Here is a 23,006-nt window from a genome sequence, read left to right on the forward strand (position 1 = left end):
GCCCGATTATTCGGACTCGTTTGCTTTTTCTAAAGATGCAATGGTGAATGCTTGTATTGATATAACGAATTGAAGCAGAACTAGTGACAAATCTACTAATCCTAAAGCAAAACCAATGCTGTCAATAATGGCAAATATCAAAAATGTCCATCCCAAAAATTTGTTAAGTGTAGAAGATTTGATTCTGAAACTCCACACTTTAGGTTCTTTTTCACCGCAAAAAATGAATTTGTCTAACATCGGTGCAATATCTTCAAGTCCTTCTTGTTTTAAAAATTTCCAAACTAATTTTTTATCGAATAGAAATTCTTCGTAACCTGCATTGTCAGCAATTTTGATGTAATATCCTAAAGTGCTAATTACTTTTTGATAAGGGGTAAATTCTTCATTTAAATCTATAATTAGCGAATTGTTGTGTTGTTCCCATTCTCGTAATTTTGGTGCCAGTTCATGTAACATTCTTTTGATTAAAATTTCTTTGCTCATAATTAATTCCTCCAAGTGATTTGTTTTGAAAATTAATATTCAATTAATCTTTCTTTTTCAGGTCTTCACGAATCAATTGTTCGACATAAACGCTGAATGTTAGTCCAAGAGATTTCGCTTTGACTTTACCTTGTTTGAATATCTCCACCGTAATGGAAATCGTCCTTGTAAATTTGTTCATGTTATCCGTCCTTTCTATGCGCTCATAGTATTTATACAGTCCTCGATAAAAAGTAAATAGTTTACCAAGTTTTTTTAATTATTTTTTGTACAACGTCATTGTATTGTTATATTTGCGAATGACAGGTACTTTAGGTGATTTTTTTGAAATTGTTTTCTCTTCATTAATATAAGAACGATACGTCTACCCAAAATTGCGCTAGCAAGTTTTGGCGTAATAATTTCAGTTTATAATGTTGTTTTTAATGTAGTTATTAATGTAGTTATTAATGTAGTTAGAGTATGCTTGGCAACTAGGTTGAAGTTGCTAAGCGACTAGGAGATAGATTTGTAGCGACTAAGAGATAGTTGCTAATCATCTAGGTAAGTAGTTGCTAAGCGACTATTGAAAAATCGGTGGAATTGGAACAGATAGACGCTAAACGACTAGGTTAATAAATTTAAAAAGTTTTCGTTGATTCCCTTGCAAGCAATATCTGAACAATATAACAGTAGTGAAATCAGATAGAAGAGAGGGAAAGCAAATGGAGTTTATAGAATTTCGAGGGGAAATCAGAAGCACATGCGGTAAATATAAAAAGTTATATCACGAAGGTAATTGGTTAATTGTTGAAGACCTATATTCATTCGCTTCTTCTCACGCTCTTATTTAATGAAGGAACGAGGAATTTGAATAAATTTATTCAGAATATCTTACGGAACGTTTTTATTCAAATACAATGCAATTGTAATCAGAACGAAAACAACAAACGGAGGAATATATCAAAATGAATAAATGGAGCATATCAACAGCAATAAACACCTTTTTTACACTATCAACTCTTGCAGACCAAGGAATCAACCATTGGAGCACACAAGTTATTATTGCAACAACTGTATTTTGTTTGATTAATGCGTTGCACACCATGGTAAATCGGGAGGAATAAATTATGTCTTTAGCAGAACGTGCTGGTGTTACCGTAGACCAATTTATAAATGATGATATTATCACCACAGACCATGAGCGTAATTTCATCTCAAGATTATCGAGGAAGCAACGCCAAACGTATAAAGTGGATAAATTTGTTCACTTGTACGATTCCGTCTTTGGCGGTAAACAGAAAGAGAATCTGAAAGCATTGAATCAATTTTGCGTTAAAGAAGGGTATAAGCCATATAAAAGTACGAAAACAATATCAAATATCCTAAAAAAAGAGCGCAATTTTAAGGAGTTTGAACCAATTGAATAATTAATTTAACCATTGGGCATATTGCTCGTGGTTTTTTTATTGGCATAGATTGACAGCGTTTTTAGTGCCATTAAAATGTAAAAGTATCAAATTTACAAATTATAGGTGGTGCTAAAAATGAACGATTCTCAAATTGAATTAGGAATTAAAACGTTGGCACATGTATTCTATACTCAAAAACATGGAGCTGAAGAAGCAAACAGATTTCACCAAGTGTCATTAATTCAACTCATGATTTCTGAAGGGTTGTTTTCAGATTTATATGTAGTCGCTAAGGAACTAAAATTTCAGAAAGCACAATTTCTCGTACCTCACTTCAAGTTGATTGACCACATAAATGCCACGAAAGTTGAAGAGCTGCTATGAAACAAGTAATGGTAGTTGATTCTGTTGAAATTGATGAATTTATATCGGAGAATGTGCTAACGGTTAATGAAGTGTGTGAACTTTTGGAAGTGTCAAGAACAAGGGTTCATTCGATGATTAAAAAAGGGAAATTGAAACCAGTAAAGAAAAGCAACACGACTATGCTCTTCTTAAAGGAAACAGTTTTGGAGCGTAAGGCGGAACAGGTCGAGTTACGGAAAAAATACAATCCAAACAAGTGAGGGTTGCTTATGGGGAAGAAATTAATTTACAAAAAATCATTGGCTATGGCTCTTGTTAGGTGCGGTCATGACCTGCTTTATACTGCTAGGAATCGTGACAGTGAAAGATACCAAGTATTCTTTTTCGTAGATTCACCAGAGTTACGACAAGACCTCGCTAGATTGACTGGGAAACGTTATGAACCGTAGGATGAGTGTATTTGTGTTATGTATCATACTCGTCTTAGAATTCGTCAGTATCGTTGCTATGGTTTATAGTGCGTTGCCTTATGACCCAGAACAAGAGCGTATTGAAGAACAAAATGAGATATATGCTGAAAGACGTGCTAAGTTTTATCGTTCTAAATGAAGGGAAATGTAAATATTTGTGGAAATAATTGTTGAATAACACAAGTAGGAGGAATGACGATGGAACAAGAGCAAAAACTCGTATTAGGAAAATTGCTTGGTGAAACATACCGATTACAGAAACAACAAGGTATTTGCCAAGTTCCAGACGCTACAATATTTGGTCTGTTGAACGGGTTCGAAGAAGCGTTAGACGCTCAAATGACCAATTTGGGTATAATCACGAATGAAGAAGTAGAGAAAGTTGCTGATTATTTCGACCCATACTGGCAACAAGAAAAAAACATGGATGATTTGCCAGATTACAAAACGGTTGAAATGACTTTGGAACGACAAGGCATTGATGAATACAAATTCAGTCAGATTCTTAAATATCTTTATGCTACCAATCGTTTTACTGTTGAAATTGAAAAATTGGGCAGAAACAAAGCATTGACTGAAAACGATATTTAAGTATAAAGCATCCTTTTCGAAGGGTGCTTTTTCTATTTGGAAATAACTGTTTAGACAGTCATGCGGTCATATGGTATTGTTGGGTACAAGTTCCTAAGAACTTCCCCAATTACTAATCAAAGGGGTAAAACAATTCCACAATGAAAAATAAAATTGTGGAGGTATTACTTATGAAAAAAGGCAACAAAAAGGTATCATTGGACTCAATTTCTCTGAATGACAAAAACATGGCAGTCAACGCAATATTGATTAATGCAATCAATGAAATGTTGGTTGAAAAGGGTGTTTGTACTCATGCTGAAATGAGCGCAATGGTAAGTAAACAGATGTCTGGTAAAAAATAAGTAATAAAGAAAGCACCGAGCATTAATTTGTTCGGTGTTTTTTTATATTTTTTTAAATTTGTTCCTTACATCTGTTTTTGTCGCAATACAATACGTATCGTACAACAAACAAAAAAAAAGGTGGAATTTACAATGACTCAAGAAATTTGGAAAGATTTACCCGATTTTGAAGGTATGTATAAAATCAGCAACTTAGGAAATGTTTTGTCTTTCAAAAAATATGCAGAAGGAAAACTCATGAAACCAGTAAAAGTAGGTAGAGGCAATCAATTATATTTTAATGCTCAAAAAATGGTCGGTTGTAAGAAAATAAGCAAAAGATACAAAATAAGTCGAATTGTGTGTGAATTATTCAACGGACCTCAACCTTCAGAAAATGAAGAATTTGTAACTTTCATTGACCGCAATCCATTAAACATTTGTGCTTCAAATTTGAAATGGGCTACAAGGAACGAAGTTGCTAATATTAACAAACGTGGGAGCGCGGAAAAAAGAGGTGTAAGAAGGTCGGTTGCTCAAAAAACAAAAGATGGAAAAACAATCAACATTTTTGAAAGTATGACTGAAGCTGCACGATATTTCGATAAAAAGAAACCCACGTCTATTTATGAAGCGTGCGAGAAAATTATTCCGACAGCATATGGGTATGTTTGGGACTATTTAACGATTGAATAAATTACTTGAAAGCACGAACGTTGATTTGGTCGGTGTTATATTTTTATTGAGCGATTTCGTAAAAGAAAATTCTTGAAGTAATTAGGTCAAATTGGTATTATTAACGTAGCAGAATTAACGAAAACGTTGATTTAACAGTATTACATTCGGGGCATTAGCTCAGCTGGGAGAGCGCTACACTGGCAGTGTAGAGGTCAGCGGTTCGAGCCCGCTATGCTCCATCAAGAAAGCCTTCTTGCATATTTGCAAGAAGGCTTTTTCTCTGTCTTTAAAAGGGGACAGGATAATTTCACTAGTTGAATAGACTCAGAGTAAAAAGCCCAAATGAATAAATATGTTCCATTAACACGAAGGAATCCTTATGGCAAGGATTTCTTTTTTTTTCGAGTTGATGGACCCGGTTTCGACATTTTGTAGAAAAGGTGGAAGGATTATAAACCTATGACTTTTGTACGCTTTTTGGTAATCTTGTAATATTTTAGGGTTTCGGGACTTTGGAATTAGGATACTTATGTTACCATACTGACGAAAGTTACAGAATGTAGGCATGACTAAAAAATGAGCAGGAATGGTACATAAGTCACATTAGCTTCTTTTTGTAGTGGCTAATGTCTACGAGTCTAATCTGAATCAAGCCCAACTCTATAAACATACGACTTTATTCTAGGAAAAGGTGGTTTCGAACTATGCTTGAGTCCAAACGAAGGGCCATTATCTTCTTTTCAATTGCAATTGTGCTTGCTGGAACGTCAGGGTTCTTAGTGCTTCAAAAAGTCCAGGCACTCAATTCGAATTTAGGGACGATGGTTCAAATCTTTGTGGCGAATGAAAACATCTCTTCTCGAGATGCCATTACACCAAACAATATTCGTACAGAAGAGATTCCTCAGAAGTATTTGCGGGATGAACATATCACTAACGAACAAGATTTGATGAATAAAGTAACGGTCGTGCCTTTATCAGAAGGAGACGTTCTTACAAAGAACTTACTGAAGCAGGTGTCGACTGTGACAGAGGAGGACAATCGTTTAATTACGATGATGTCTTCAGAACGGGTCACATTCGATGAGCCTCTTCTGGCATTAGACCGAGTTGATATCATTGTTTCTCATGAATTCGAAGGAGAAAGTAAAACAGAAGTGTTTATGGAAGACGTGAAGGTAGCAAAGGTAGCAAAAAAAGATGGCGAATTTGCAGGGGTTCAGGTAGAGGTACCGTTTGAAAAGGTACCACGTTTGATCCATATGCAAAACTATGCAGACAGCACGCGGATTGTAAAAGCTAATGTAGGTCAAAGCGCTGCAGCGGCTCAACAAAAGGAGCAGTCGAAAGAAGAACAGAAACCGAAAGAGGAGAATAAAGAGGAACAATCTACTGAAGAAGATAAAGAAACCAAAGAGAAGCAAGAGCAAGATAGTGAAGAGTAATTTCACAAATATCTCAAAGGTAAAACATGTTGATTCGGAGGAATCCAAATGAGCAGAACCCACGACATTTTTCTAATTGGAAATAACGAAACGTTAGAACAAGCGATCACTGACCAGCTGAAAGAGGAATTTCAATTCACTCATTTGTCGTCACAAAATCTATCGTATGAGTTGAAAAAGCATGTAGTGGAACTAGCGGTTGTGTTAAACACAGATAACGAATCGAGTTCTGACCTGATCCAAACCGTTTTATCAGAGTTTCCAAAAGCCTTTATTCTGTACATCGATAACGAAAGTGATTTTGACCTATTAAGGGAAATCACACGTTTAGGAGTCTCTGATTACCTCGTATTTCCAGAAGAAGAAAGCGTGTTTCGGGAACGCATTCATATGTTATCCCAACGCCTGCAAAATTCACGGGATCGTTCAACAGAGAACTTTCGCCGTGGCGGTGGTAAGATCTTTTCCTTTTATAGCGGTCAAGGTGGAACAGGGAAGTCCTTAATTGGCTCTTCTTTTGCTCAAGCGTTGAAACTCGAGTCGACGGCAAATGTGTTATTTATTGACTTGAATACGCAGTATGGAGGAGCAGAAACGTATTTAAACGTTAGTAGCAACCGTTCGCTTATTGATTTGCTTCCGGTTATTCAAGAAATTAATGAACACCATATTCGTAATATTGCCACGTCAGAGTCTTATTCAAACTTAGATGTACTCATCAGTCCACGTGATGCGGAGTTAGCTGAGAAGATCGGGGAGGACTTTGTCGTTCGACTACTCCGGGCGTGCAAACGAAACTATGACTTTATCATTGTTGACTTGCCTACTTGGATGGAAGAGCGGACTTACACGGCTCTTAGTGAGTCTGACCGAATCTTTTATATGATTTCCCTTGATACAGCGGCGTTACGTATTTTGAAAAATGTTGAGGACTTGTTCAAACAGCTAGCCATTAACACAGATGAGAAGCTTGAACTTGTAATTAACTTCTCAGGGCGTGAGAACGAGCTCACTAAAAAGGATCTCGAACGATTTGTCACCTATCCGGTTGCAGCCAAGTTGCGGCGAGATATCAAAGGGGTACAGGCTGCTGTTAACCAAGGATCACCGCTCCGTAAAGAGGCGAAAGAAAAGAAGTTGACCCCGGTTTCGAAGGACATTCAGGGCTGGGTTCGCTCCATGTTGAAATAATCCAATAATCTTTAAGGGAAGAGGAGGTGCTTACGATGGCGCTATTTCAACGCAACAACCGTGATCGTTCAAGAGGTGAGACCTATGAATCGAATGTCCTGACCAATCATACGTACATTGATGAACTTGTTGATCACTATAAGGAACGCTTATTAGCTGAAACGAATCTAGATCATTTAACGAGTTTACGAGAATCTGAGAAACGGCTAAAGCTCGAGCGCCTTGTGAACCAATTCCTTTCTGAGGAAAAGGTCGTTCTACCACGGGAAGATAAAGAATCACTTCTCTCACGCTTAATTGATGAGAGTGTTGGGTTCGGGCCGCTTGAAGCTTTGCTCAAAGATGACGATGTTACGGAGATTCTCGTAAACGGTCCGAAGGAAGTGTTTGTTGAGAAGAACGGACAACTTCAAAAAGTGAATGTCGTTTTCAAAGATGAGTCACACGTTCGGCACATTATTGATCGTGTTGTTGCACCTCTTGGGAGACGTATTGATGAAAGTTCGCCGATGGTGGATGCGAGGTTGCCAGACGGAAGTCGTGTCAACGCCGTTATTGAACCGATTAGCTTAGGGGGCACGCTAATCTCGATCAGAAAGTTCCGCAAGACGCCGTTCACCGTAGAGGACCTGCAGGAGAACGACACCTTTACAGAAGACATGTCCCAATTCGTTCAAGCCCTCGTGAAAGCGAAACAAAATGTATTAATTTCAGGCGGTACCGGAAGCGGAAAGACAACCCTTTTGAATGCATTTGCGAAAGTTATCCCCCATCAAGAGCGACTGATCACGATTGAGGATTCTGCAGAGTTACGGCTTGATCGGGATAATGTGGTCGGCATGGAAGCAAGGCCGCCAAACGTTGAAGGCAAAGGAGAGATCTCCATTCGTCAGCTTGTGAAAAACTCGTTACGAATGCGACCGGATCGCATCATTGTGGGGGAGGTCAGGGGACACGAAGCCTTTGACATGCTCCAGGCTATGAACACAGGTCACGAAGGCTCTTTAACGACTGTTCACGCCAATACGCCAATGGATGCAATCAACCGCGTAGAGGGGATGGTAGTCATGGCTGGGATGGATTTGCCCACGCACATTATTCGAGAGTATATCGTCGGTGCGATTGATTTTATTATCCAGGCTGAGCGCTTATCTGACGGGACTCGTCGCATCATGAACATATCAGAGATCCATGTAAAAGAAGGAAACAAAATTGAAGTAAGGGATATTTTCAAATTTCAACGTACTGGGGTTGACCATGAGGGGACGATTCTTGGAAATTATACAGCGACAGGGGTCGTGCCGAACTGCCTCGATCACTTACGGTCACTTGGATTAGAGTTTGATCAATCGTTCTTTAAGCCGAAGGAGGAATACGCTGATGACCATCGCAGTGTCTATACTATATAGTCTGGCCGTTCTCTCTTTCCTCCTTTTCTTGTACGCATTTCTTGGTTACCGAAGTGCGAAGAAGGAATGGAAGCAGCGGGTGAAGACCTGGTATCCAGAAGATGCCCGTAAAAGCTTCATTAGTTCCATTGGCGACAAGTTTGATGCGTCTGAACAAGCTCAGCCTCTAAGTGATAAGTTACGTAATGCGAATGTAAAGCTCTTGCCTTCTGAGTACATCGGCATTCTTCTATTAGGGGTGCTCGTGTCGTTTGTGATGTTCGCAAGTATCTTCAATGTACCAGTAGGCTTAAGCTTTGTCATTTCGGTAGCGCTCATGTTGGCCGCGCACTTTTTCTTATTTTTATTACGAAAGAATAAATACGAAGAGCGGTTTAATAACCAGCTTTCAGAGGTGTGTCAGATTCTCGGGAACTCAGCGCGATCTGGGTTAACAATCAACCAGGGGATTGAAATTGCAGCACGAGAAGTTGCAGCCCCAGCGGGGGATGAATTCCGCCGTATTGCGAATGAATTACGACTAGGGGTGCCTCTTGAAACAGCGCTTCGGTCGATCCAAAAGAGGAATAAATCACGAGAGTTTAATTTGTTTATTGCTACCATTCTAATCCAGAAGAAAACCGGTGGAAACTTGGCTGTCACGATGGATACGATGGCCACCACGTTAGAAGATCGTAAAGTTCTTCATCAAACGATTCAAACGATGACGTCAGAACAACGGTACACGTCGTTCATTATTCCGATCTTGCCGGTTGTACTCCTTTTACTCATGAACAACATCGTGGAAGGGTTTATCGACCCTCTTTGGACAGGACCTGGTTTAATTATTCTAGTTATCTTTATAACAGCTCTTGTGTTGAGCTTTTTCCTCATTCGTAAGATTACGACGATAAGGGTGTAGCGTATGGATGCATTAATTATAGTTGCCATTATAGGGTTTTGGTTATGTGCGATGCTTGCTTTAAAGCATTTCTGGTCATACCTTACGGCCAAACGTGATGTGTTAGGGCATGTATCAGATGTGACGCATATTGATGCGTTTGAGAAGAAAACGAAGAAGAAAAGCCGACGTGCAGCGATCTTCGAGCGTGTGACTCGATATGCGGATGATTTCTCTGATATCGGCCAACGCGTCAACTTCTTCAGTGAAAGCCGTGATGTTCAAGAATGGTTGCGTAAAGCAGGCAACCCACTTGGGCTAACTGTCGAAAGGTTTCAAGGACTTAAGATTTTCCTCACCTTTGCGGGGGTATTTTTAGGAATTCTCTCGGTTGTTATGGGCCTTCCTTTGTCCCAATACACGCTCGTATTTGCACCAATTATAGGTTATTTTCTCCCGATCGTTCTCGTTCGGAGACAAGCAAAGAAACGCCAGCAAGCGTTAAAAGAGGATCTACCAGATTTTTTAGACACAGTTAGCACAAGCCTGCAAGCAGGGGTTAGTTTAGATCATGCTTTGAGGGAGGTGATACGGTATTTTGACGGCCCGTTACGAGAAGAATTCTCTCGCTTTAACCAGGAGGTTGATCTTGGCGTAACAAGAGAAAAGGCGTATCGATCTTTACTCAGTCGAAACGATAATCCAGAATTTCAAACATTAATAAAGTCTTTAATACAAGGTATGAATTTGGGAGTACCGATCGCAACAACTTTTAAAATTCAAGCTGAAGATATTCGAAAGATTCAAGAAGAACGCGTTAAAGAATTAGCGGCTAAAGCTTCACCGAAAGTGACGCTTGTGACAACATTCTTAGTCGCACCTGTTTCAATTTTAATCATCGCCGGCTTAATGGTGATGAACATGTTATTAGGAGACAACAGCATTTTTAATAACTTTTAAAAAAACTTAGGAGGTATATGATATGAATTTCTTGCAAAGCTGGTTTGCATCTATGATGAATTTCGTGACGGAAATGAAGGAAGATGAAAGAGGGTCTCAGACACTTGAGTGGATTGGGATTGCGGCGGTTGTTGTGATTGTGGTTGGGGTTATTTCTCAGGCGATGTCTGGGTCTGGAATTGGTAACGACGTGGTTGAGAAGTTCAGTGGACTAATTGATAACATCGGTGGTGGCGGTTGATTAGGGGGAGTTAGAAATGAGAAAAAATGTTGTGGTTCTTGTGAGCATTATAGCTTTTCTTTTGGCTGCTTGTAGTAATAATGAGCAACAGTCTCAAACCAAACAAGGTCAACCTGAAGGTAATGAAGAGCAAAAAATAACAACAAATAATTCGAATGCAAATGAAGATAACAATGAAAAGGTGAATAAGACTAGTTCAGGTACATCCGCCTTAGCGGATGTGCCTAAACTACCAGCAACCACATCTGATTTGATCCATCAAGAGCCAGGGAAATATGCCGATCAAGAGCCGTATGCTGATGGGGTTGAGGAAAAAGTAATTGAAGATCTTAGCAAATTGGATCCCTTACCCCAAGATGCAGATGAAGAAACGAAGAAACTTTATTTTAGGTATATGTATTCCTTAATCGCACAAGACTTTGAAGATCCACAAAACCTGATAAATAAATGGGAGTACAGTGCATCTGGGAACCCTGATTTACCTGATTCGAAGTTTCAATTCAAAGATAACTATAATGTTGAGGTCATTCTGGATGCTAGTGGAAGTATGGCAGCTAAAGTTAATGGCAAAACAAGAATGGAATTAGCCAAGCAATCTATTCAAAACTTTTTAAGTGATTTACCTGAAGAAGCAAATATTTCTTTACGTGTGTATGGCCATAAGGGATCTAGTTCCGATAGTGACAAAGAGTTATCTTGTAATTCCATTGAGCAAGTTTACTCGTTTAATCAATATAGCAAAGAAAAATTCTCTGAGGCATTAAACCAATTTGAACCTAAAGGATGGACGCCAATTGCAGATGCCTTAAAAGCATCGCAGCAATCTATGAGTCGGTTTGATCCTAGTGCTAACACAAATTTAATCTATCTAGTAAGTGATGGGATTGAAACGTGCGATGGAAATCCTGCTAAAGTAGCTAAGAATTTTTCGGATTCAACTACTCAACCGATAATTAACATCATTGGGTTTCAGGCAGATCCAAAAGCACAAAAACAACTTAAGCAAGTAGCTCAAGCATCAAATGGAATGTATAGCACTGTTAATAATCAAAAGGATCTTGATGAGGAGTTTGACCGTGCTGAAGAAGTATTAGAGGCCTGGGAAGATTGGAAAGAGGATGCTATGTCAGAAGCAGAATATGCTGAAACAGATAATTACTTTGATATATTAGGGTTCACTAATGATTGGTATTATAAGCACCTTGATCAAAGTAATAAGATCACCGCTGTTATGAATCTTGCAGAAGATGCAGAAATACTAACATATGATCAAATTTCAGAAATGGAAAAATGGGATTCTCAAATATCAGATCTAGCCGAGAAATCTTCTAAGGAGATTGAAAATCAGTTAGAAAATATTAGCGCTAAGAAGTTAGATAGATTTAAGAAGTCTATTAAAGAGAAGTTTAGTGAGAATACAAAGGAATAGTAATAACCGTAGCGTTTTTTGGATTAGGGGGCTTTCGCTATGATGATCAAGAGGCTTATCATGATTGGACTTTTAGCTAGTTTCGTCGCAGCATGTAGCAGTCAAGATGAACAAACGACTAATGAACAAAAACCAAAGAACGAAGAACAAGAAACTGTAGCTTCTAAAGATAAATCACCTAGTCAAGAAGAAGGACAGGGTGGTGAAGAAAAGGCTTCTGCTTCAAGCATAGATACGTCTATTTTGGAAGAAGCACCCGAACTACCTGAAACCACACAGGATCTAATAGATCAAAAACAAGGTAAATATGGTGGGGAAGAACCCTATGATGTTGAAGAAAAGATAAAAGAAGATTTAAGTCAATTGGACCCTCTTCCAAAAGATGCCGATGAAGAAACGAAAATGTTGTATCTCAGGTATTTGTATTCTTTGATATCCATGGATTACCCCGATCCGCAAAATACCATAAAAAAATGGGAATATGGCGCATCTGGACACCCAGATTTACCTGATTCAAAGTTTCAGTTTAAAGAGAACTACAACGTTGAAGTTATTTTAGATGCAAGTGGAAGTATGGGAGCCAAGATGGATGGGAAGACAAGAATGCAATTAGCAAAGGAGTCTATACAAGATTTTTTGGCTGCTCTTCCTAAAGAAGCAAACGTTTCATTACGTGTGTACGGTCATAAAGGATCAAGTGCTGATGGTGATAAACAGCTCTCTTGTAATTCGATTGAACAAGTATATTCTTTTCAAAGTTACAACAAAGATCAATTCACCGATGCTTTAAATCAATTTGAGCCTAAAGGGTGGACTCCTATTGCTGATGCATTAAAAGAATCACAAAATACAATGAGTCAATTTGATCAAGAGACCAATACAAACCTCATCTACCTCGTCAGTGATGGGATAGAAACCTGTGGGGGAGATCCTGTCAAAGTGGCTGAACAGTTCTCGAAGTCAGATGCGCAGCCGATTATTAACATTATTGGATTTCAGGCAGATGCCAATGCACAAGAGCAATTGAAGCAGGTTGCACGTGCATCGGAAGGGATTTATACGACCGTAAGAAATCAAAAGGGACTTGAAGAGGAATTCCAACGTGCTAAAGATGTGTTAGAAGAATGGAAAGTTTGGAAAGAAGATGCGTTATCTGACGCTGATGCAGAAGAGGTAGACAATAGCTTTGATATCTTAGAGTTCAAAAATGATTGGGCTTTTACAACTTTAGGTCAAAGTAATGATATTAGCTCTCTCATGTATATTGCTGTAAATGAAGAAATTATTACGTATGATCAACGGTCTGAATTATTGTCTTATGCAGATGAAATAGAAGAGTTAGCTGAGAAGTCTGAAGAAGAGCTTATCAGCAAACTAGAAACTATAAGTGCTGACAGAATAGAAGAATTAAAGAAATCTATTGAAGAGAAATTTAGTGAGAATACAGAGAACTAAAAAGAGATGACTGAGGTGAGGGGGAAGTAAAAATAAGGGTGAGGTGACTCAGGTGAGTAAAGTGATCCAAAAGTTCTTCATTTTCTTTGCGATTGTTTTTGTCACTTTCCAACCGATCCTCGTTCCTGCCGTCTACGCCGTCGAATCATGGTCGGGTGATTCGTGGGAGGGGAACTCCTGGGAGGGAAACCCATGGAACAGCTCAGAACTCCAATGGTCAGGTGAGATATGGGAAGGGAAATCGACAAACGGAGAATATTGGAATGGAGAAGGAACGAACGGAAACGGCTTTCAAGGCGAATATTTTAACGGCGCCTATTGGACGAGTATCCCGTGGTACTTAGAAGGATGGAACGCCAAAGAGTGGAAACAGGCAAGCTTTAATGGATCTGGTAGTCAAGGAACACCTTGGACGAACCCTGCTATTAATGGCTATGGAAGCACACAAGGAACCCCATGGCAGGCAAATGGGTTTAATGGAGGGCTGACACAAGGGAATCCATATGCGCAGGCCGGTTTTGACGGATTAGGGACGCAAGGGGATCCATATGCGCAACCTGGTTTTGTTGGTAACGGCACACAAGGCGCTCCTTATGCGCAACCTGGTTTAGGTCTTTACGGGTATGGAACTAGTGCGCCAGGATCGAGTAGTCCTTTTATGTATGGGCCTTTTAGTACGGTTGGTGGCGCAACTACCAATGAAGATCCGGTGAATGCTAAGTTGCCTTTTGAATATGACGCAACAAAATTCGTAGTGAACGATATAATGATGGGCCAGGCGGGGGTGATGTATGATCTAGCTAACTATCAAGAAGGTAGTTCGAATAGAGCAACGCCTAGTGGGTTTTATAAAAACATTTTGATTAATGGTGTTAAGTTAACAGCAGGAGATAATTCCTATGTAAAGACTGCGGCGAATGCATATGATACTGCTGCCCATGCAAAAGGCGGATATGACGCCTTTCAAACATTTAGAGATGTGAAAAAGATTGAAAACTTTCGAAATGCTGATCTTGCCAGCAGATCTAGAACGTTGTCTGGTGTTTCTCAAACAGCTTTAAATATAAGTAACGGTGCGGTATCTAAATTTAATATTGCTGCAGCTGGGATTGGAGCAGGTTTCTCAGCTATAGAAACAGGTTTTAATACAGCAAAAGCGATTGATGTTTACAATAGTGATGCAAGTAACAGCGAAAAAATAACTGCCACAACAGATGCCACAGCTAGTCTTGGAGATACTTTAATGAATGCAGGAATGGTGGCAACTGCTATCCCTGGAGCTCAAGCAGCTGGTCTGGGAATTGCTGCAGCAGGAGCTGTCTTGTGGTTAGGATCGAAAGGTGTAAAGTTGGTTTCAAGCAACTGGAAAGGCGGTCCTATTAGAACTGCTAAAGAGATTGGAAGAAAAGCTAAAGATAGCGTTGTGAATGCGTACAATAAGGTGAAGGGTTGGTTTTCATAATATCCGAGGCATATAGTTGATTATATGCCCTCCCTTTATTACACCAACTTAAAAGGAATGATAAGATGCATGATCAAAAATTTTTAGACAAAGAAGCAAAAGCTTTAAAAAAACTATTTGAAGACTTTAACATAAGCTCGTTTGCCTATAAATTGAACGGGGATCGTTATTATTATGTTGCCTATGTAAGAGGAAGCAAATTAAAAGGTCAGGCTATTATTTCTACAAAAGGGTCTGTAAGCCAAGAAGAATTTGAACATGTTTTTAATAAACTAACACTTGCGAAGTTACTGACAACTAAGATTGATTCTGTAGGGCAAAGTAGAGCGGCGATTGATATGGAGCCTGTTAAAGAAACTCGAGACTTCTTGAAAACCTGCTTAAACGGTCAGGAGTTAGATTCTGTAGCTAAGATGCATGTTACGAAAGTATTCAATGCGATTCAATCTAATATAGAAATGCAAAATGATTTAGTATCAATATTTAAACAATATGACCGGGATATGGACTCTATTATTAATGAGGTTGGTTTCTTTACTGACGAAGATTTGCAAGAAATGCTAGATGCACTAGCACAAATCGATTATATACAATATACACAGTTATATCATCAATGGAAGATAGCGGAAAATGTAGATGAACTGCTAAATCGATTACCATCACAAGATATTCCTTCTGATATTAGGGTGAATTTGAAAGTGTTGGATTCAAGTAATAAAGACAAATTAGAAAGAGATATGGCTGACATTACGTACAAAGAAGATCAATCTGAACTTACTAAAGAAGAATATACGAATCTTGTAAAAGGTAGATATAGAGGTAATATCTCAAACTTAAATCAAGAAAATATTCCACTAATTCGTAATGAAAACATAGATACTAAATTTCTTATATCTATGTAAACAGATTATATTTATGTGCTCGAAAGATATTGAGAAGGATTGATTTCATGCAAGAAATTCAGCTATTAGAAAAAAAGGCTAAAAGCGATAAGAAACTGTTTGAGAAATATGACCTGAATCCATTTGGTTACAAAGTCAATCAAGCAAAACATTATCTCGTTAGTTATTTTTCTAGGAATCAACTTAAAGGTTTAGCAGTAATTTCGTCATCCGGTTCAGTAAGGCAGGAAGAGTTTGAGCTATCTTTTGAAAAGTTAACCCTGTTAAATGCCTTGGTAAATCAATTAGATAAAGAGGGTAGTAAAAGGGTTAAACTTGAAATGTTTCCTTTTGAGAAGATACGGGATTATCTTCGTATCCATATGGAATCTAGTGACATAGGTGAGGAAGAAAAGAGGTTATCCGAGAGCGTTCTATCCATGATGATGAAAAGTTTGGACATGCAAAAAGAGCTAGTAAATTTATTCGAAAACTATAATAAAAAAGTGGAAGACATCATTAGTGGGAAAGGTTATTTTGTTGATGAAGATGTAGAGGAGATCTTTGAGATTTTCATTCATTTTGACTACACACAATTTCAACAAGTTTCTATGCTTCACAAAAATACTGACACAGTAGATCGGCTTTTAGAGTCGACTCCTAGCAGCAAAATGAATGCAGAGATCAAAGAATACTTATTACAATTTTCTAGTTCTGAAAAGCAAAATATGAAACAACAGCTTGAAAAAGTTGCGTATGTGGAAAATCAAGATGAATTACCAGAGGAGAAGTATAAAGAGGTAGTCAGAACATCTTTCTTGCAAAGGGTCGAAAGTTTAAATAACAAGAATAGAAAGCTGATTAGAAACAACGTTAATTAGTTTTTTACAGCGTGTTATAAGAAAAAAAGCCTCAAATAAAAGGAGTTTGCTATGGATAAGCCCATTCGATTTACGTGGGAACTGTATACAGGGAAGATCGAACAAATCCTACTATTAGTGGTTTGTACTACGATTCCCTTGTTGTTGATTCACTCATTTGCGACCAATTATATATACGCCATCACCCCTCAGCTCACACCGCTGTATTCGTTTGGGGATATCTATTATGCACTGCTGACTATATTGCTGTACCTATGGGCACAAGTGCCATTTATCCGCCTGGCGTATAACGAATATGTTGGGGAGGAGAAAGGTGTTGGGGATGCCTTGCTTCAGTTTATGCTTCAGGGCTTTACCGTCTTTGTCTTTGCGGTGATCACAGCCATTGTAACGACGATTGGGTTTATGCTGTTCATTATCCCTGGTTTGTTATTGTTATCTATTGCTTTTCCCATTCCTTACGTGACGATGTTTGATGGTAAACCAATTCACAAGTCTCTCCGTGAAGGATTTCGTCTAGGGAGGAAGCACCTCCTTAAAATCTTCGGGTTGTTGACGTTTGTTGGATTTGTGGAGCTAGTCGTAGGCATCCTGATTACGCTTTGGATTTTTAACATTACCTCATCCTTTGCGGCGCAGATGGTCACTCAAATGGCGTTGAACGTGATCATCTTTCCATTCTTTATTATTCTCATGTCCTCGTTCATGATTAAATGGCGTGAAGGACAGCGTGTCATCGAAGTGGAATCACAGGAGGCGTAGCGTATGATCAAACGATTTAATCAGTTAAGAAAAGAAGATGGATCAGCGACAATTGAGTTCTTGGGCATCGTTCCGCTTGTATTCTTACTCATTCTTATCTTCTGGCAGTTCGCGGTCGGGATTCATGGCATCATTGTGGCCCAATCAGCAGCCAATGAATATGCAAAGGTGTACTCTGTTACAAAGAACGCGTCAGAAGCAAGGGCTGCAGCTGATGAGATTATGTCAACAGCTAGTGATTCCATTAGTTACTCGGCTAACGTCAGTGGAGGTAAAGAGTTTAAGGTGGATCTGCAGCTTCAGATTAGCTTCGTCATTTTACCTGACGCATTATTCGGTAGCGGTGAACCAACTGTGTCTTACTCCACTTCAGCAAGAGGCAGGGTAATCGAATGAAACATCTAAAAGAAGAGGATGGGAGTATTACGATCTTTGTGATTGGAATCCTTGCGTTAATGATGGTGCTGTTTGTTTTCGTTATGAATCTATCAAGTGTTCTTGCTGTTAAAGAACAAGCGAACACTACTTCACAGCAAGCTAGTTTAGCGGCAACGAGTGTTCTTTATGAAGAAGTGCAAAACCTGATTGATGACTATGAAGAAGATACATTCGAAGGGAAAGTGAACGCATTCTTTGAGGAGTTTGATGAAAAAGTTGAAGAACGTAAAGATGATTTACGGCGCAATGGTTCCTATGCAGAATGGACGAACCATGAGCTGCGCTTAGAAGCTATCGATCAAGTGATTGAAGAAGAATTAGACAAGTCTGCGTCACGAGCAAAGTTACGAGAGTATTTCGATGACGAAATGGATGAGATCATAAGGAAAATGAGACAAAAAGCCAAAGCGTCTATTTCAGCTAACGGAGGTTCATTGGAGGAAGCGGAGATGAAGGTCGACAACAATCGCATTTATGTTCGAGCTTCCAATGAGTTTCAGTCAACTGGATTTAAAAGAGTTCTAGCTGACCTAAAAGAAAACATATTCCGTTCATCAGCTGGACCGAAAATAGATTTCCTTTCTGATATTTGGGGGAGCCGAGACAAAACGCTAGGTTTATAGGAGGGCTTCACATGAGTGCTCAAAAGAGGAAGAAGGAAAAGAAGATTAATCGGATTTACATTGCGTTGATGGTGTTCTTTTATGTGATTTATGTTCCTGTCTCTGTCGCTGGCTGGTTAGGGGGAGATGAAGGATTCCCCATTACTGCAGTTACGGTTGGGATTGGGTTGCCGATTATGAGGAGTACACATTTGAATCGTTTGCGGGAGCAGAGCTAGATGCATACTACGGAAGAGAACATGAAGCTTCAACCTTTGTGTTCTCTTTTTTAAATTCTCCAGCCCTATACAGGACGAGGGCACGATCCCTCCTGAAAATTTTTCTTGCCAAAACCGAAAAAATGCTTATAATTAAATAAGTCGGAACTCGAGATATTTTGTCGAATTCCATGCACACTAGGCTGCCAACACAAGAGGATCCCTCTACCTGAAGCGGCTTTTTTTCTGCCTAAAAAAGTCGTTTTTAACGAATTACCTTTCCATATTTTTGAAGTTTAACTTCCGCGAGAACTCTACCCTACATTTACAGAGTTACCCTATACGAGAGAAAGACAATAACAACATAAAAGGAGCGTGGGTAAATGACAGTTTGGGATTTAGCGATTGATTTAGGTGTCATTTCCGTATTATTACTAATTGGCGTGGTGTTACGTGCCAAAGTTACATTTATGCAAAAATTATTTATTCCAGCAAGTATTACAGCGGGGGTTTTAGGACTGACCTTTGGACCAAATGGGTTTGATCTTCTGCCGTTTAGCGATATGGTTTCTTCTTATCCAACAGTTTTAATTGCCGTCATTTTTGGTGCTATTCCAATTGGAGCGGCTAAAGTTCAGTGGAAGAAAACCTTCGGACGTGTTCGGAACATGTGGGTATATTCCATGCTACTTACGCTACTTATGTGGGGCGGTGGAGCATTTATTACGTACCTTCTGATTGCCCGAGTGTCGGATGTTCCAGATGGTTTTGGTTTAATCTTAGGTGCTGGTTTCCTTGGGGGCCATGGCACAGCAGCGGCGATTGGAGAAGCGTTTAGTGGACTAGGCTGGGAAGAGGCGACAGACCTCGGGTATACATCAGCTACGATTGGACTTGTTGCTTCCATACTAGGCGGACTATTGTTAATTAAGACAAATACAAAGAAGAAGCAAACAAATTTTATTTCAGACTTTAGCGACCTGCCACAAGAGTTACGTACAGGACTTGTGAAGAAAGACAAGCGTGTGGCTTCAGGTGAAGATACGGTATCTAGCAATACGGTAGATCCGTTATTTTTCCACATTGCTATTTTAGGAGTTGTGGTATTAGGTAGCTTCTATTTAAAGACAGGAATTGAAACTTTGTTCCCGCAAGTGAGTATCCCGCTATTGAGTCTATCCTTTGTGGTCGGTCTCATGATCCAAATGGTGTTGAATGGCACTCGAACGAATGAATATGTGGATAAGCGTATTATTGACCGTTTAAGCGGGACAGCTACAGATTTAATTGTCATCTTTGGTATGACCTCTATTAACTTAGCGGTAGTAGCTTCATATTTATGGCCACTATTAGCTTTAATGGTGTTTGGTGTCATTTGGGCATATTGCATTTTCCGTTTTATCGCACCACGCGTGTTCCATCAGCATTGGTTTGAGAATGGGATCTTTGGCTGGGGTTGGAGCACAGGAACGGTAGCGATGGGAATTGCATTACTGCGCATCGTAGATCCTAAATCAGAGAGTACGACGCTTGATGATTATGCTCTAGGTTATGTAGGCATGATCCCAATTGAAATCTTAATTATTGCGCTTGGGCCTGTTATGGCAATGAGTGGATTTGGTTTAGTTTTCTCCCTTGTTTTACTAGGTGGGAGTCTACTTATATTAGCTGTTTCCTCAAAAGTTGGCTGGCTTGTTCGGACTCCAAAATTATATGTACCGAATCAAGATTCGAAAGTTTCTTAGGGTAGAATAACATTGTAAGACGATTACCACATGGTAATCGTCTTTATTTATTATATATAATTTAGTACCTTGCATTAATCAGTACTGCATGATAACATAATATCCATAATATAGAAACTATGTTAAAAATAAGATAAGAACACAGGAGGACTGTGTATGAATGTTCAATTTAAAAAGGGAGCGTTAGAGCTATGTGTTCTAGTTTTAATCTCGAAAAAAGATCAGTACGGTTATGAATTAGCACAAAATATTTCTAACTATATAGTCATTGCTGAAGGGACGCTTTATCCATTATTAAGAAGACTTACCAAGGATGAGTATTTAGATACTTATATGGCACCATCAAGCGAGGGGCCAGCTCGTAAGTATTATGCAATTTCAGAAAAAGGAATGCAAAGAATGGAATTATTAATAGTTGAATGGGAAGGTTTCACTCTTTCAGTAAACAAATTGTTGGGAAGCGTCAGGGGGGATGAACAATGAGGAAAGAATCATTCTTAGTTAAATTGAAAAAAGAGTTAAACCCTTTACCAGAAGATGAGAAATCTGAAGTTATTCTTGATTTTGAAGAGCATATTGATATAGGAATAAAAGAAGGAAGAAGTCAAGAAGACGTTATTCATGAACTAGGCGATCCAAAAACGATTGCTAAAGAACTAATTGCCGATTTCAGATTAGCTCATGCAGAAAAGGATCATTCCTTACTAAATATCATGAGAGCTTTATTAGCAACTGTAAGTCTTAGTTTTTTTAATGTAATTATAGTGTTAGGGCCAGCCTTAGGTATTTTGGGAATATTTTTAGGTCTTGGCGTTGCATCAATTGCACTCGCCTCTTCTCCGATTATTTATATCTTTTTGCTCATCTTCCAAGCCCAAACAAATGTTGTATTAGATTTCTTCATTTCTATGACATTAGGTAGTATTGGAATTTTACTCTTTATTGGACTCTGGCATTTAGGCAAAAGATTGTATAGCTGGATTTTACGATATTTAAAATATAATTTGATGGTTATTAAGGGGGAATAGGTATGAAAAAGGCAGTAATGATTTTACTTTCAATTTTAACAGTTGGGGTGGTAGGTATCGTGATATCAATTACGACAATGGATGTATTTGGGGCTAAGTCACAAGAGGTTCAGAGTTATGAAGTAAGCCAATTTGATCGAATCAATGTCTCAGCAACATCTATGAATGCTATGGTAGTTAGTGATGAAACGGATAACATTCAAGTTCTAGTTGAAGGAAATGTACGTGATGCTGAAAAAGATCAAGCTTTTATTGATGTGATTGAAGAGGATCAGTCGCTTACAATTAAGCAAAAAGAGCGGGAAAATAAAATTTCATTATTTTCTTGGGGGAAAGGGAAAGATTTACAAGTTACGGTGAAGATTCCACAAAGAAAGTATAGTGATCTCTCCGTTGAAACTACTTCAGGAGATATTAAAGTTGAAAAAACAGATGCCACAAAAGGGAGTTTTAAGTCTACTTCAGGGGGGGTTGATTTAAAGAATAATTCCTTTGAAAATGAACTATACGTTAAGACGACAAGTGGAGATGTATTGGGAGAGAACAACGTTGTCTCAAACGGTACATATGAAACTACTAGTGGATCGATCGATAATAAAGGAGTCAAGGGAGTTTCTCATCAATATAAAACCACTTCAGGGGATGTTCGTTTATCAAATGATGCTGAGGTGAAGAACATAAATATTGAGTCGACAAGTGGAGATGTAGCAGTCTCCTATAGTGAAATCCCTGCTTCATTATCTCTGGACTTTGAGGCATCCTCAGGTGATCCTAAAATAAACCTTGATGACATGCTATTTGAAGAAAAATCAGATCATATGGCTCTAGGGCGTATTGGTGATGGTGAAGCGCAAAACTTAAAAGTCCGAACGAATTCGGGGGATTTCACATTAGAAAAGTAATTCTGGATAATTCATTTACTAAATTAACCATTTATAGTATGTTTATTATAGAACGATTCTTCGTTTGTTTGTATGTTGGAGTGATTGAATGAAGCAAATGATAACATTGACCCAACACTCTCAATTAAAAGCACTTAGTGATCCGTTACGTGCTGAGATGATGGTTCAGCTAATCGAGAGAAAGTATACTGGTCAGCAATTAGCAGACAAATTCGATTTATCAAGAGCAAAAATGCATTATCATTTAAAGATATTAGAAAAAAATGATTTAATTGAGGTAGTTAGCACCGAAGAAAAAAACGGAATTATGCAAAAATTTTATAGATCTGTTTCTAAAGGGTTTACTCCTGCATCCGAGTTGTTACCACATGTCGAAGAGATAAACGAAAGCTTTAGGCAAATATTGGTTCAATTAACGGAAAGAACAAAGGACTATATTTATTCAGCTCCAGAAGATGCATTCGAGGTAAAGAAAACGGGAGAAGATCCATCCGAATGGAATTTCATTGGTTCGACCTGGATTGTTTCTGCAAAAGAAGAGGAATTTCAAAGTTGGGTTAGAAAGTATTTTAAGCTTATGGAAGAATTAAGAAGTTTGTCCTCAGAGGCCGAATCAGATCCTGGCTACAAAGATTATTATATTTCAACAATGGCGTTTAAAGTATCCGAGAAGAAAGAATAGTATAATTTTATAAAGACTTGCTGGTAGATAAGCAAGTCTTAAATTTTTGCAACACGGTCAAAAAAACCTGACCGTCAATATAAGGGGGAA

At 38.7% G+C, this 23,006-nt stretch carries 31 protein-coding genes and 1 tRNA gene; 30 read left to right on the plus strand and 2 right to left on the minus strand.

What is annotated here, in order from left to right:
* Window positions 1–6 precede the first annotated feature (6 nt).
* Both ACYX4O_RS02850 and ACYX4O_RS02855 read right to left on the minus strand, forming a co-directional pair.
* Window positions 7–486, minus strand: coding sequence for a hypothetical protein (locus tag ACYX4O_RS02850; protein WP_476354417.1), 480 nt, complete (start codon window positions 484–486; stop codon window positions 7–9).
* A gap of 43 nt (window positions 487–529) precedes the next feature.
* Window positions 530–667: a hypothetical protein gene (locus tag ACYX4O_RS02855; RefSeq protein ID WP_476354419.1), complete on the minus strand. Its 138-nt coding sequence runs from the start codon at window positions 665–667 to the stop codon at window positions 530–532.
* Window positions 668–1,433: 766 nt separating this feature from the next.
* Here ACYX4O_RS02855 and ACYX4O_RS02860 point away from each other — a divergent pair.
* From ACYX4O_RS02860 to ACYX4O_RS03005, 30 genes are all read left to right on the plus strand, one after another.
* A complete protein-coding gene (locus tag ACYX4O_RS02860) occupies window positions 1,434–1,592 on the plus strand; it encodes a hypothetical protein (protein ID WP_476354421.1) in 159 nt (52 codons plus the stop codon).
* A gap of 3 nt (window positions 1,593–1,595) precedes the next feature.
* Complete coding sequence (locus ACYX4O_RS02865) at window positions 1,596–1,895, plus strand: hypothetical protein (protein ID WP_476354423.1); 300 nt, start codon at window positions 1,596–1,598, stop codon at window positions 1,893–1,895.
* Between the two features lie 117 nt (window positions 1,896–2,012).
* Window positions 2,013–2,261: a hypothetical protein gene (locus ACYX4O_RS02870; RefSeq protein ID WP_476354425.1), complete on the plus strand. Its 249-nt coding sequence runs from the start codon at window positions 2,013–2,015 to the stop codon at window positions 2,259–2,261.
* Window positions 2,258–2,503, plus strand: coding sequence for a helix-turn-helix domain-containing protein (locus tag ACYX4O_RS02875; protein WP_476354427.1), 246 nt, complete (start codon window positions 2,258–2,260; stop codon window positions 2,501–2,503). The genes ACYX4O_RS02870 and ACYX4O_RS02875 overlap by 4 nt, the downstream gene beginning before the upstream one ends.
* Before the next feature lie 9 nt (window positions 2,504–2,512).
* Window positions 2,513–2,692, plus strand: coding sequence for a hypothetical protein (locus tag ACYX4O_RS02880; RefSeq protein ID WP_476354429.1), 180 nt, complete (start codon window positions 2,513–2,515; stop codon window positions 2,690–2,692).
* Between the two features lie 13 nt (window positions 2,693–2,705).
* The gene (locus ACYX4O_RS02885) at window positions 2,706–2,852 is read left to right on the plus strand and encodes a hypothetical protein (RefSeq protein ID WP_476354431.1); all 147 of its coding nucleotides are present in this window, start codon (window positions 2,706–2,708) and stop codon (window positions 2,850–2,852) included.
* Between the two features lie 59 nt (window positions 2,853–2,911).
* Window positions 2,912–3,304, plus strand: coding sequence for a hypothetical protein (locus ACYX4O_RS02890; RefSeq protein ID WP_476354433.1), 393 nt, complete (start codon window positions 2,912–2,914; stop codon window positions 3,302–3,304).
* Between the two features lie 170 nt (window positions 3,305–3,474).
* Window positions 3,475–3,648 carry a hypothetical protein gene (locus tag ACYX4O_RS02895; RefSeq protein ID WP_476354435.1) on the plus strand — a complete coding sequence of 58 codons (174 nt, stop codon included), beginning with the start codon at window positions 3,475–3,477 and terminating at the stop codon, window positions 3,646–3,648.
* A 132-nt stretch (window positions 3,649–3,780) separates the two neighbouring features.
* Window positions 3,781–4,323 carry an NUMOD4 domain-containing protein gene (locus tag ACYX4O_RS02900; protein ID WP_476354437.1) on the plus strand — a complete coding sequence of 181 codons (543 nt, stop codon included), beginning with the start codon at window positions 3,781–3,783 and terminating at the stop codon, window positions 4,321–4,323.
* A 148-nt stretch (window positions 4,324–4,471) separates the two neighbouring features.
* Window positions 4,472–4,544, plus strand: a tRNA-Ala gene (locus ACYX4O_RS02905).
* A 465-nt stretch (window positions 4,545–5,009) separates the two neighbouring features.
* Entirely contained in the window at window positions 5,010–5,750 is a 741-nt protein-coding gene (gene cpaB / locus ACYX4O_RS02910; RefSeq protein WP_476354439.1) for a Flp pilus assembly protein CpaB, read from the plus strand.
* Window positions 5,751–5,798: 48 nt separating this feature from the next.
* Window positions 5,799–6,941, plus strand: a complete 1,143-nt coding sequence (locus ACYX4O_RS02915) for a CpaE/TadZ family protein (RefSeq protein ID WP_476354441.1) — start codon at window positions 5,799–5,801, stop codon at window positions 6,939–6,941.
* 35 nt (window positions 6,942–6,976) lie between these two features.
* Window positions 6,977–8,350 carry a CpaF family protein gene (locus ACYX4O_RS02920; protein WP_476354443.1) on the plus strand — a complete coding sequence of 458 codons (1,374 nt, stop codon included), beginning with the start codon at window positions 6,977–6,979 and terminating at the stop codon, window positions 8,348–8,350.
* Complete coding sequence (locus ACYX4O_RS02925; protein ID WP_476354445.1) at window positions 8,322–9,251, plus strand: type II secretion system F family protein; 930 nt, start codon at window positions 8,322–8,324, stop codon at window positions 9,249–9,251. The genes ACYX4O_RS02920 and ACYX4O_RS02925 overlap by 29 nt, the downstream gene beginning before the upstream one ends.
* A 3-nt stretch (window positions 9,252–9,254) precedes the next feature.
* Entirely contained in the window at window positions 9,255–10,190 is a 936-nt protein-coding gene (locus ACYX4O_RS02930; RefSeq protein WP_476354447.1) for a type II secretion system F family protein, read from the plus strand.
* 22 nt (window positions 10,191–10,212) lie between these two features.
* Window positions 10,213–10,431, plus strand: coding sequence for a hypothetical protein (locus ACYX4O_RS02935; protein WP_476354449.1), 219 nt, complete (start codon window positions 10,213–10,215; stop codon window positions 10,429–10,431).
* Window positions 10,432–10,471: 40 nt separating this feature from the next.
* Window positions 10,472–11,860: a VWA domain-containing protein gene (locus ACYX4O_RS02940; RefSeq protein WP_476354451.1), complete on the plus strand. Its 1,389-nt coding sequence runs from the start codon at window positions 10,472–10,474 to the stop codon at window positions 11,858–11,860.
* Between the two features lie 39 nt (window positions 11,861–11,899).
* On the plus strand, window positions 11,900–13,315 hold the full coding sequence (locus tag ACYX4O_RS02945; protein ID WP_476354452.1) for a vWA domain-containing protein: 1,416 nt from the start codon (window positions 11,900–11,902) through the stop codon (window positions 13,313–13,315).
* A gap of 52 nt (window positions 13,316–13,367) precedes the next feature.
* Complete coding sequence (locus ACYX4O_RS02950; protein WP_476354454.1) at window positions 13,368–14,777, plus strand: hypothetical protein; 1,410 nt, start codon at window positions 13,368–13,370, stop codon at window positions 14,775–14,777.
* 65 nt (window positions 14,778–14,842) lie between these two features.
* Window positions 14,843–15,679 carry a hypothetical protein gene (locus tag ACYX4O_RS02955; protein ID WP_476354456.1) on the plus strand — a complete coding sequence of 279 codons (837 nt, stop codon included), beginning with the start codon at window positions 14,843–14,845 and terminating at the stop codon, window positions 15,677–15,679.
* Window positions 15,680–15,726: 47 nt separating this feature from the next.
* Window positions 15,727–16,539, plus strand: a complete 813-nt coding sequence (locus ACYX4O_RS02960) for a hypothetical protein (protein WP_476354458.1) — start codon at window positions 15,727–15,729, stop codon at window positions 16,537–16,539.
* A gap of 51 nt (window positions 16,540–16,590) precedes the next feature.
* Window positions 16,591–17,301: a hypothetical protein gene (locus ACYX4O_RS02965; protein ID WP_345242932.1), complete on the plus strand. Its 711-nt coding sequence runs from the start codon at window positions 16,591–16,593 to the stop codon at window positions 17,299–17,301.
* A gap of 3 nt (window positions 17,302–17,304) precedes the next feature.
* A complete protein-coding gene (locus ACYX4O_RS02970; RefSeq protein WP_476354460.1) occupies window positions 17,305–17,697 on the plus strand; it encodes a TadE/TadG family type IV pilus assembly protein in 393 nt (130 codons plus the stop codon).
* Window positions 17,694–18,362: a Tad domain-containing protein gene (locus tag ACYX4O_RS02975; protein ID WP_476354462.1), complete on the plus strand. Its 669-nt coding sequence runs from the start codon at window positions 17,694–17,696 to the stop codon at window positions 18,360–18,362. Before ACYX4O_RS02970 ends, ACYX4O_RS02975 begins: the two co-directional genes overlap by 4 nt.
* An 11-nt stretch (window positions 18,363–18,373) precedes the next feature.
* Window positions 18,374–18,580: a hypothetical protein gene (locus ACYX4O_RS02980; RefSeq protein WP_476354464.1), complete on the plus strand. Its 207-nt coding sequence runs from the start codon at window positions 18,374–18,376 to the stop codon at window positions 18,578–18,580.
* Window positions 18,581–18,942: 362 nt separating this feature from the next.
* On the plus strand, window positions 18,943–20,304 hold the full coding sequence (locus tag ACYX4O_RS02985; protein ID WP_476354466.1) for a sodium/glutamate symporter: 1,362 nt from the start codon (window positions 18,943–18,945) through the stop codon (window positions 20,302–20,304).
* Window positions 20,305–20,460: 156 nt separating this feature from the next.
* Complete coding sequence (locus ACYX4O_RS02990) at window positions 20,461–20,787, plus strand: PadR family transcriptional regulator (RefSeq protein ID WP_476354468.1); 327 nt, start codon at window positions 20,461–20,463, stop codon at window positions 20,785–20,787.
* Window positions 20,784–21,332 carry an HAAS signaling domain-containing protein gene (locus tag ACYX4O_RS02995; protein ID WP_476354470.1) on the plus strand — a complete coding sequence of 183 codons (549 nt, stop codon included), beginning with the start codon at window positions 20,784–20,786 and terminating at the stop codon, window positions 21,330–21,332. Before ACYX4O_RS02990 ends, ACYX4O_RS02995 begins: the two co-directional genes overlap by 4 nt.
* Window positions 21,333–21,334: 2 nt before the next feature.
* The gene (locus ACYX4O_RS03000; protein WP_476354472.1) at window positions 21,335–22,234 is read left to right on the plus strand and encodes a DUF4097 family beta strand repeat-containing protein; all 900 of its coding nucleotides are present in this window, start codon (window positions 21,335–21,337) and stop codon (window positions 22,232–22,234) included.
* Between the two features lie 88 nt (window positions 22,235–22,322).
* Window positions 22,323–22,916 (plus strand): ArsR/SmtB family transcription factor, encoded by a 594-nt coding sequence (locus ACYX4O_RS03005; protein WP_476354474.1) that lies wholly within the window; start codon window positions 22,323–22,325, stop codon window positions 22,914–22,916.
* Window positions 22,917–23,006 lie beyond the last annotated feature (90 nt).

It is taken from the genome of Pontibacillus sp. ABV4_188, assembly GCF_056311905.1.

Coding starts and splice junctions, on each gene's coding strand:
- cpaB (WP_476354439.1), top strand. CDS start 5,010: ATGCTTGAGTCCAAACGAAGGGCCATTATCTTCTTTTCAATTGCAATT.
- ACYX4O_RS02930 (WP_476354447.1), top strand. CDS start 9,255: ATGGATGCATTAATTATAGTTGCCATTATAGGGTTTTGGTTATGTGCG.
- ACYX4O_RS02990 (WP_476354468.1), top strand. CDS start 20,461: ATGAATGTTCAATTTAAAAAGGGAGCGTTAGAGCTATGTGTTCTAGTT.
- ACYX4O_RS02920 (WP_476354443.1), top strand. CDS start 6,977: ATGGCGCTATTTCAACGCAACAACCGTGATCGTTCAAGAGGTGAGACC.
- ACYX4O_RS02975 (WP_476354462.1), top strand. CDS start 17,694: ATGAAACATCTAAAAGAAGAGGATGGGAGTATTACGATCTTTGTGATT.
- ACYX4O_RS02875 (WP_476354427.1), top strand. CDS start 2,258: ATGAAACAAGTAATGGTAGTTGATTCTGTTGAAATTGATGAATTTATA.
- ACYX4O_RS02970 (WP_476354460.1), top strand. CDS start 17,305: ATGATCAAACGATTTAATCAGTTAAGAAAAGAAGATGGATCAGCGACA.
- ACYX4O_RS02895 (WP_476354435.1), top strand. CDS start 3,475: ATGAAAAAAGGCAACAAAAAGGTATCATTGGACTCAATTTCTCTGAAT.
- ACYX4O_RS03005 (WP_476354474.1), top strand. CDS start 22,323: ATGAAGCAAATGATAACATTGACCCAACACTCTCAATTAAAAGCACTT.
- ACYX4O_RS02915 (WP_476354441.1), top strand. CDS start 5,799: ATGAGCAGAACCCACGACATTTTTCTAATTGGAAATAACGAAACGTTA.
- ACYX4O_RS02860 (WP_476354421.1), top strand. CDS start 1,434: ATGAATAAATGGAGCATATCAACAGCAATAAACACCTTTTTTACACTA.
- ACYX4O_RS02855 (WP_476354419.1), bottom strand. CDS start 667: ATGAACAAATTTACAAGGACGATTTCCATTACGGTGGAGATATTCAAA.
- ACYX4O_RS02925 (WP_476354445.1), top strand. CDS start 8,322: ATGACCATCGCAGTGTCTATACTATATAGTCTGGCCGTTCTCTCTTTC.
- ACYX4O_RS02945 (WP_476354452.1), top strand. CDS start 11,900: ATGATGATCAAGAGGCTTATCATGATTGGACTTTTAGCTAGTTTCGTC.
- ACYX4O_RS02880 (WP_476354429.1), top strand. CDS start 2,513: ATGGGGAAGAAATTAATTTACAAAAAATCATTGGCTATGGCTCTTGTT.
- ACYX4O_RS02960 (WP_476354458.1), top strand. CDS start 15,727: ATGCAAGAAATTCAGCTATTAGAAAAAAAGGCTAAAAGCGATAAGAAA.
- ACYX4O_RS02865 (WP_476354423.1), top strand. CDS start 1,596: ATGTCTTTAGCAGAACGTGCTGGTGTTACCGTAGACCAATTTATAAAT.
- ACYX4O_RS02890 (WP_476354433.1), top strand. CDS start 2,912: ATGGAACAAGAGCAAAAACTCGTATTAGGAAAATTGCTTGGTGAAACA.
- ACYX4O_RS02900 (WP_476354437.1), top strand. CDS start 3,781: ATGACTCAAGAAATTTGGAAAGATTTACCCGATTTTGAAGGTATGTAT.
- ACYX4O_RS02965 (WP_345242932.1), top strand. CDS start 16,591: ATGGATAAGCCCATTCGATTTACGTGGGAACTGTATACAGGGAAGATC.
- ACYX4O_RS02870 (WP_476354425.1), top strand. CDS start 2,013: ATGAACGATTCTCAAATTGAATTAGGAATTAAAACGTTGGCACATGTA.
- ACYX4O_RS02850 (WP_476354417.1), bottom strand. CDS start 486: ATGAGCAAAGAAATTTTAATCAAAAGAATGTTACATGAACTGGCACCA.
- ACYX4O_RS02985 (WP_476354466.1), top strand. CDS start 18,943: ATGACAGTTTGGGATTTAGCGATTGATTTAGGTGTCATTTCCGTATTA.
- ACYX4O_RS02935 (WP_476354449.1), top strand. CDS start 10,213: ATGAATTTCTTGCAAAGCTGGTTTGCATCTATGATGAATTTCGTGACG.
- ACYX4O_RS02955 (WP_476354456.1), top strand. CDS start 14,843: ATGCATGATCAAAAATTTTTAGACAAAGAAGCAAAAGCTTTAAAAAAA.
- ACYX4O_RS02980 (WP_476354464.1), top strand. CDS start 18,374: ATGAGTGCTCAAAAGAGGAAGAAGGAAAAGAAGATTAATCGGATTTAC.
- ACYX4O_RS02995 (WP_476354470.1), top strand. CDS start 20,784: ATGAGGAAAGAATCATTCTTAGTTAAATTGAAAAAAGAGTTAAACCCT.
- ACYX4O_RS03000 (WP_476354472.1), top strand. CDS start 21,335: ATGAAAAAGGCAGTAATGATTTTACTTTCAATTTTAACAGTTGGGGTG.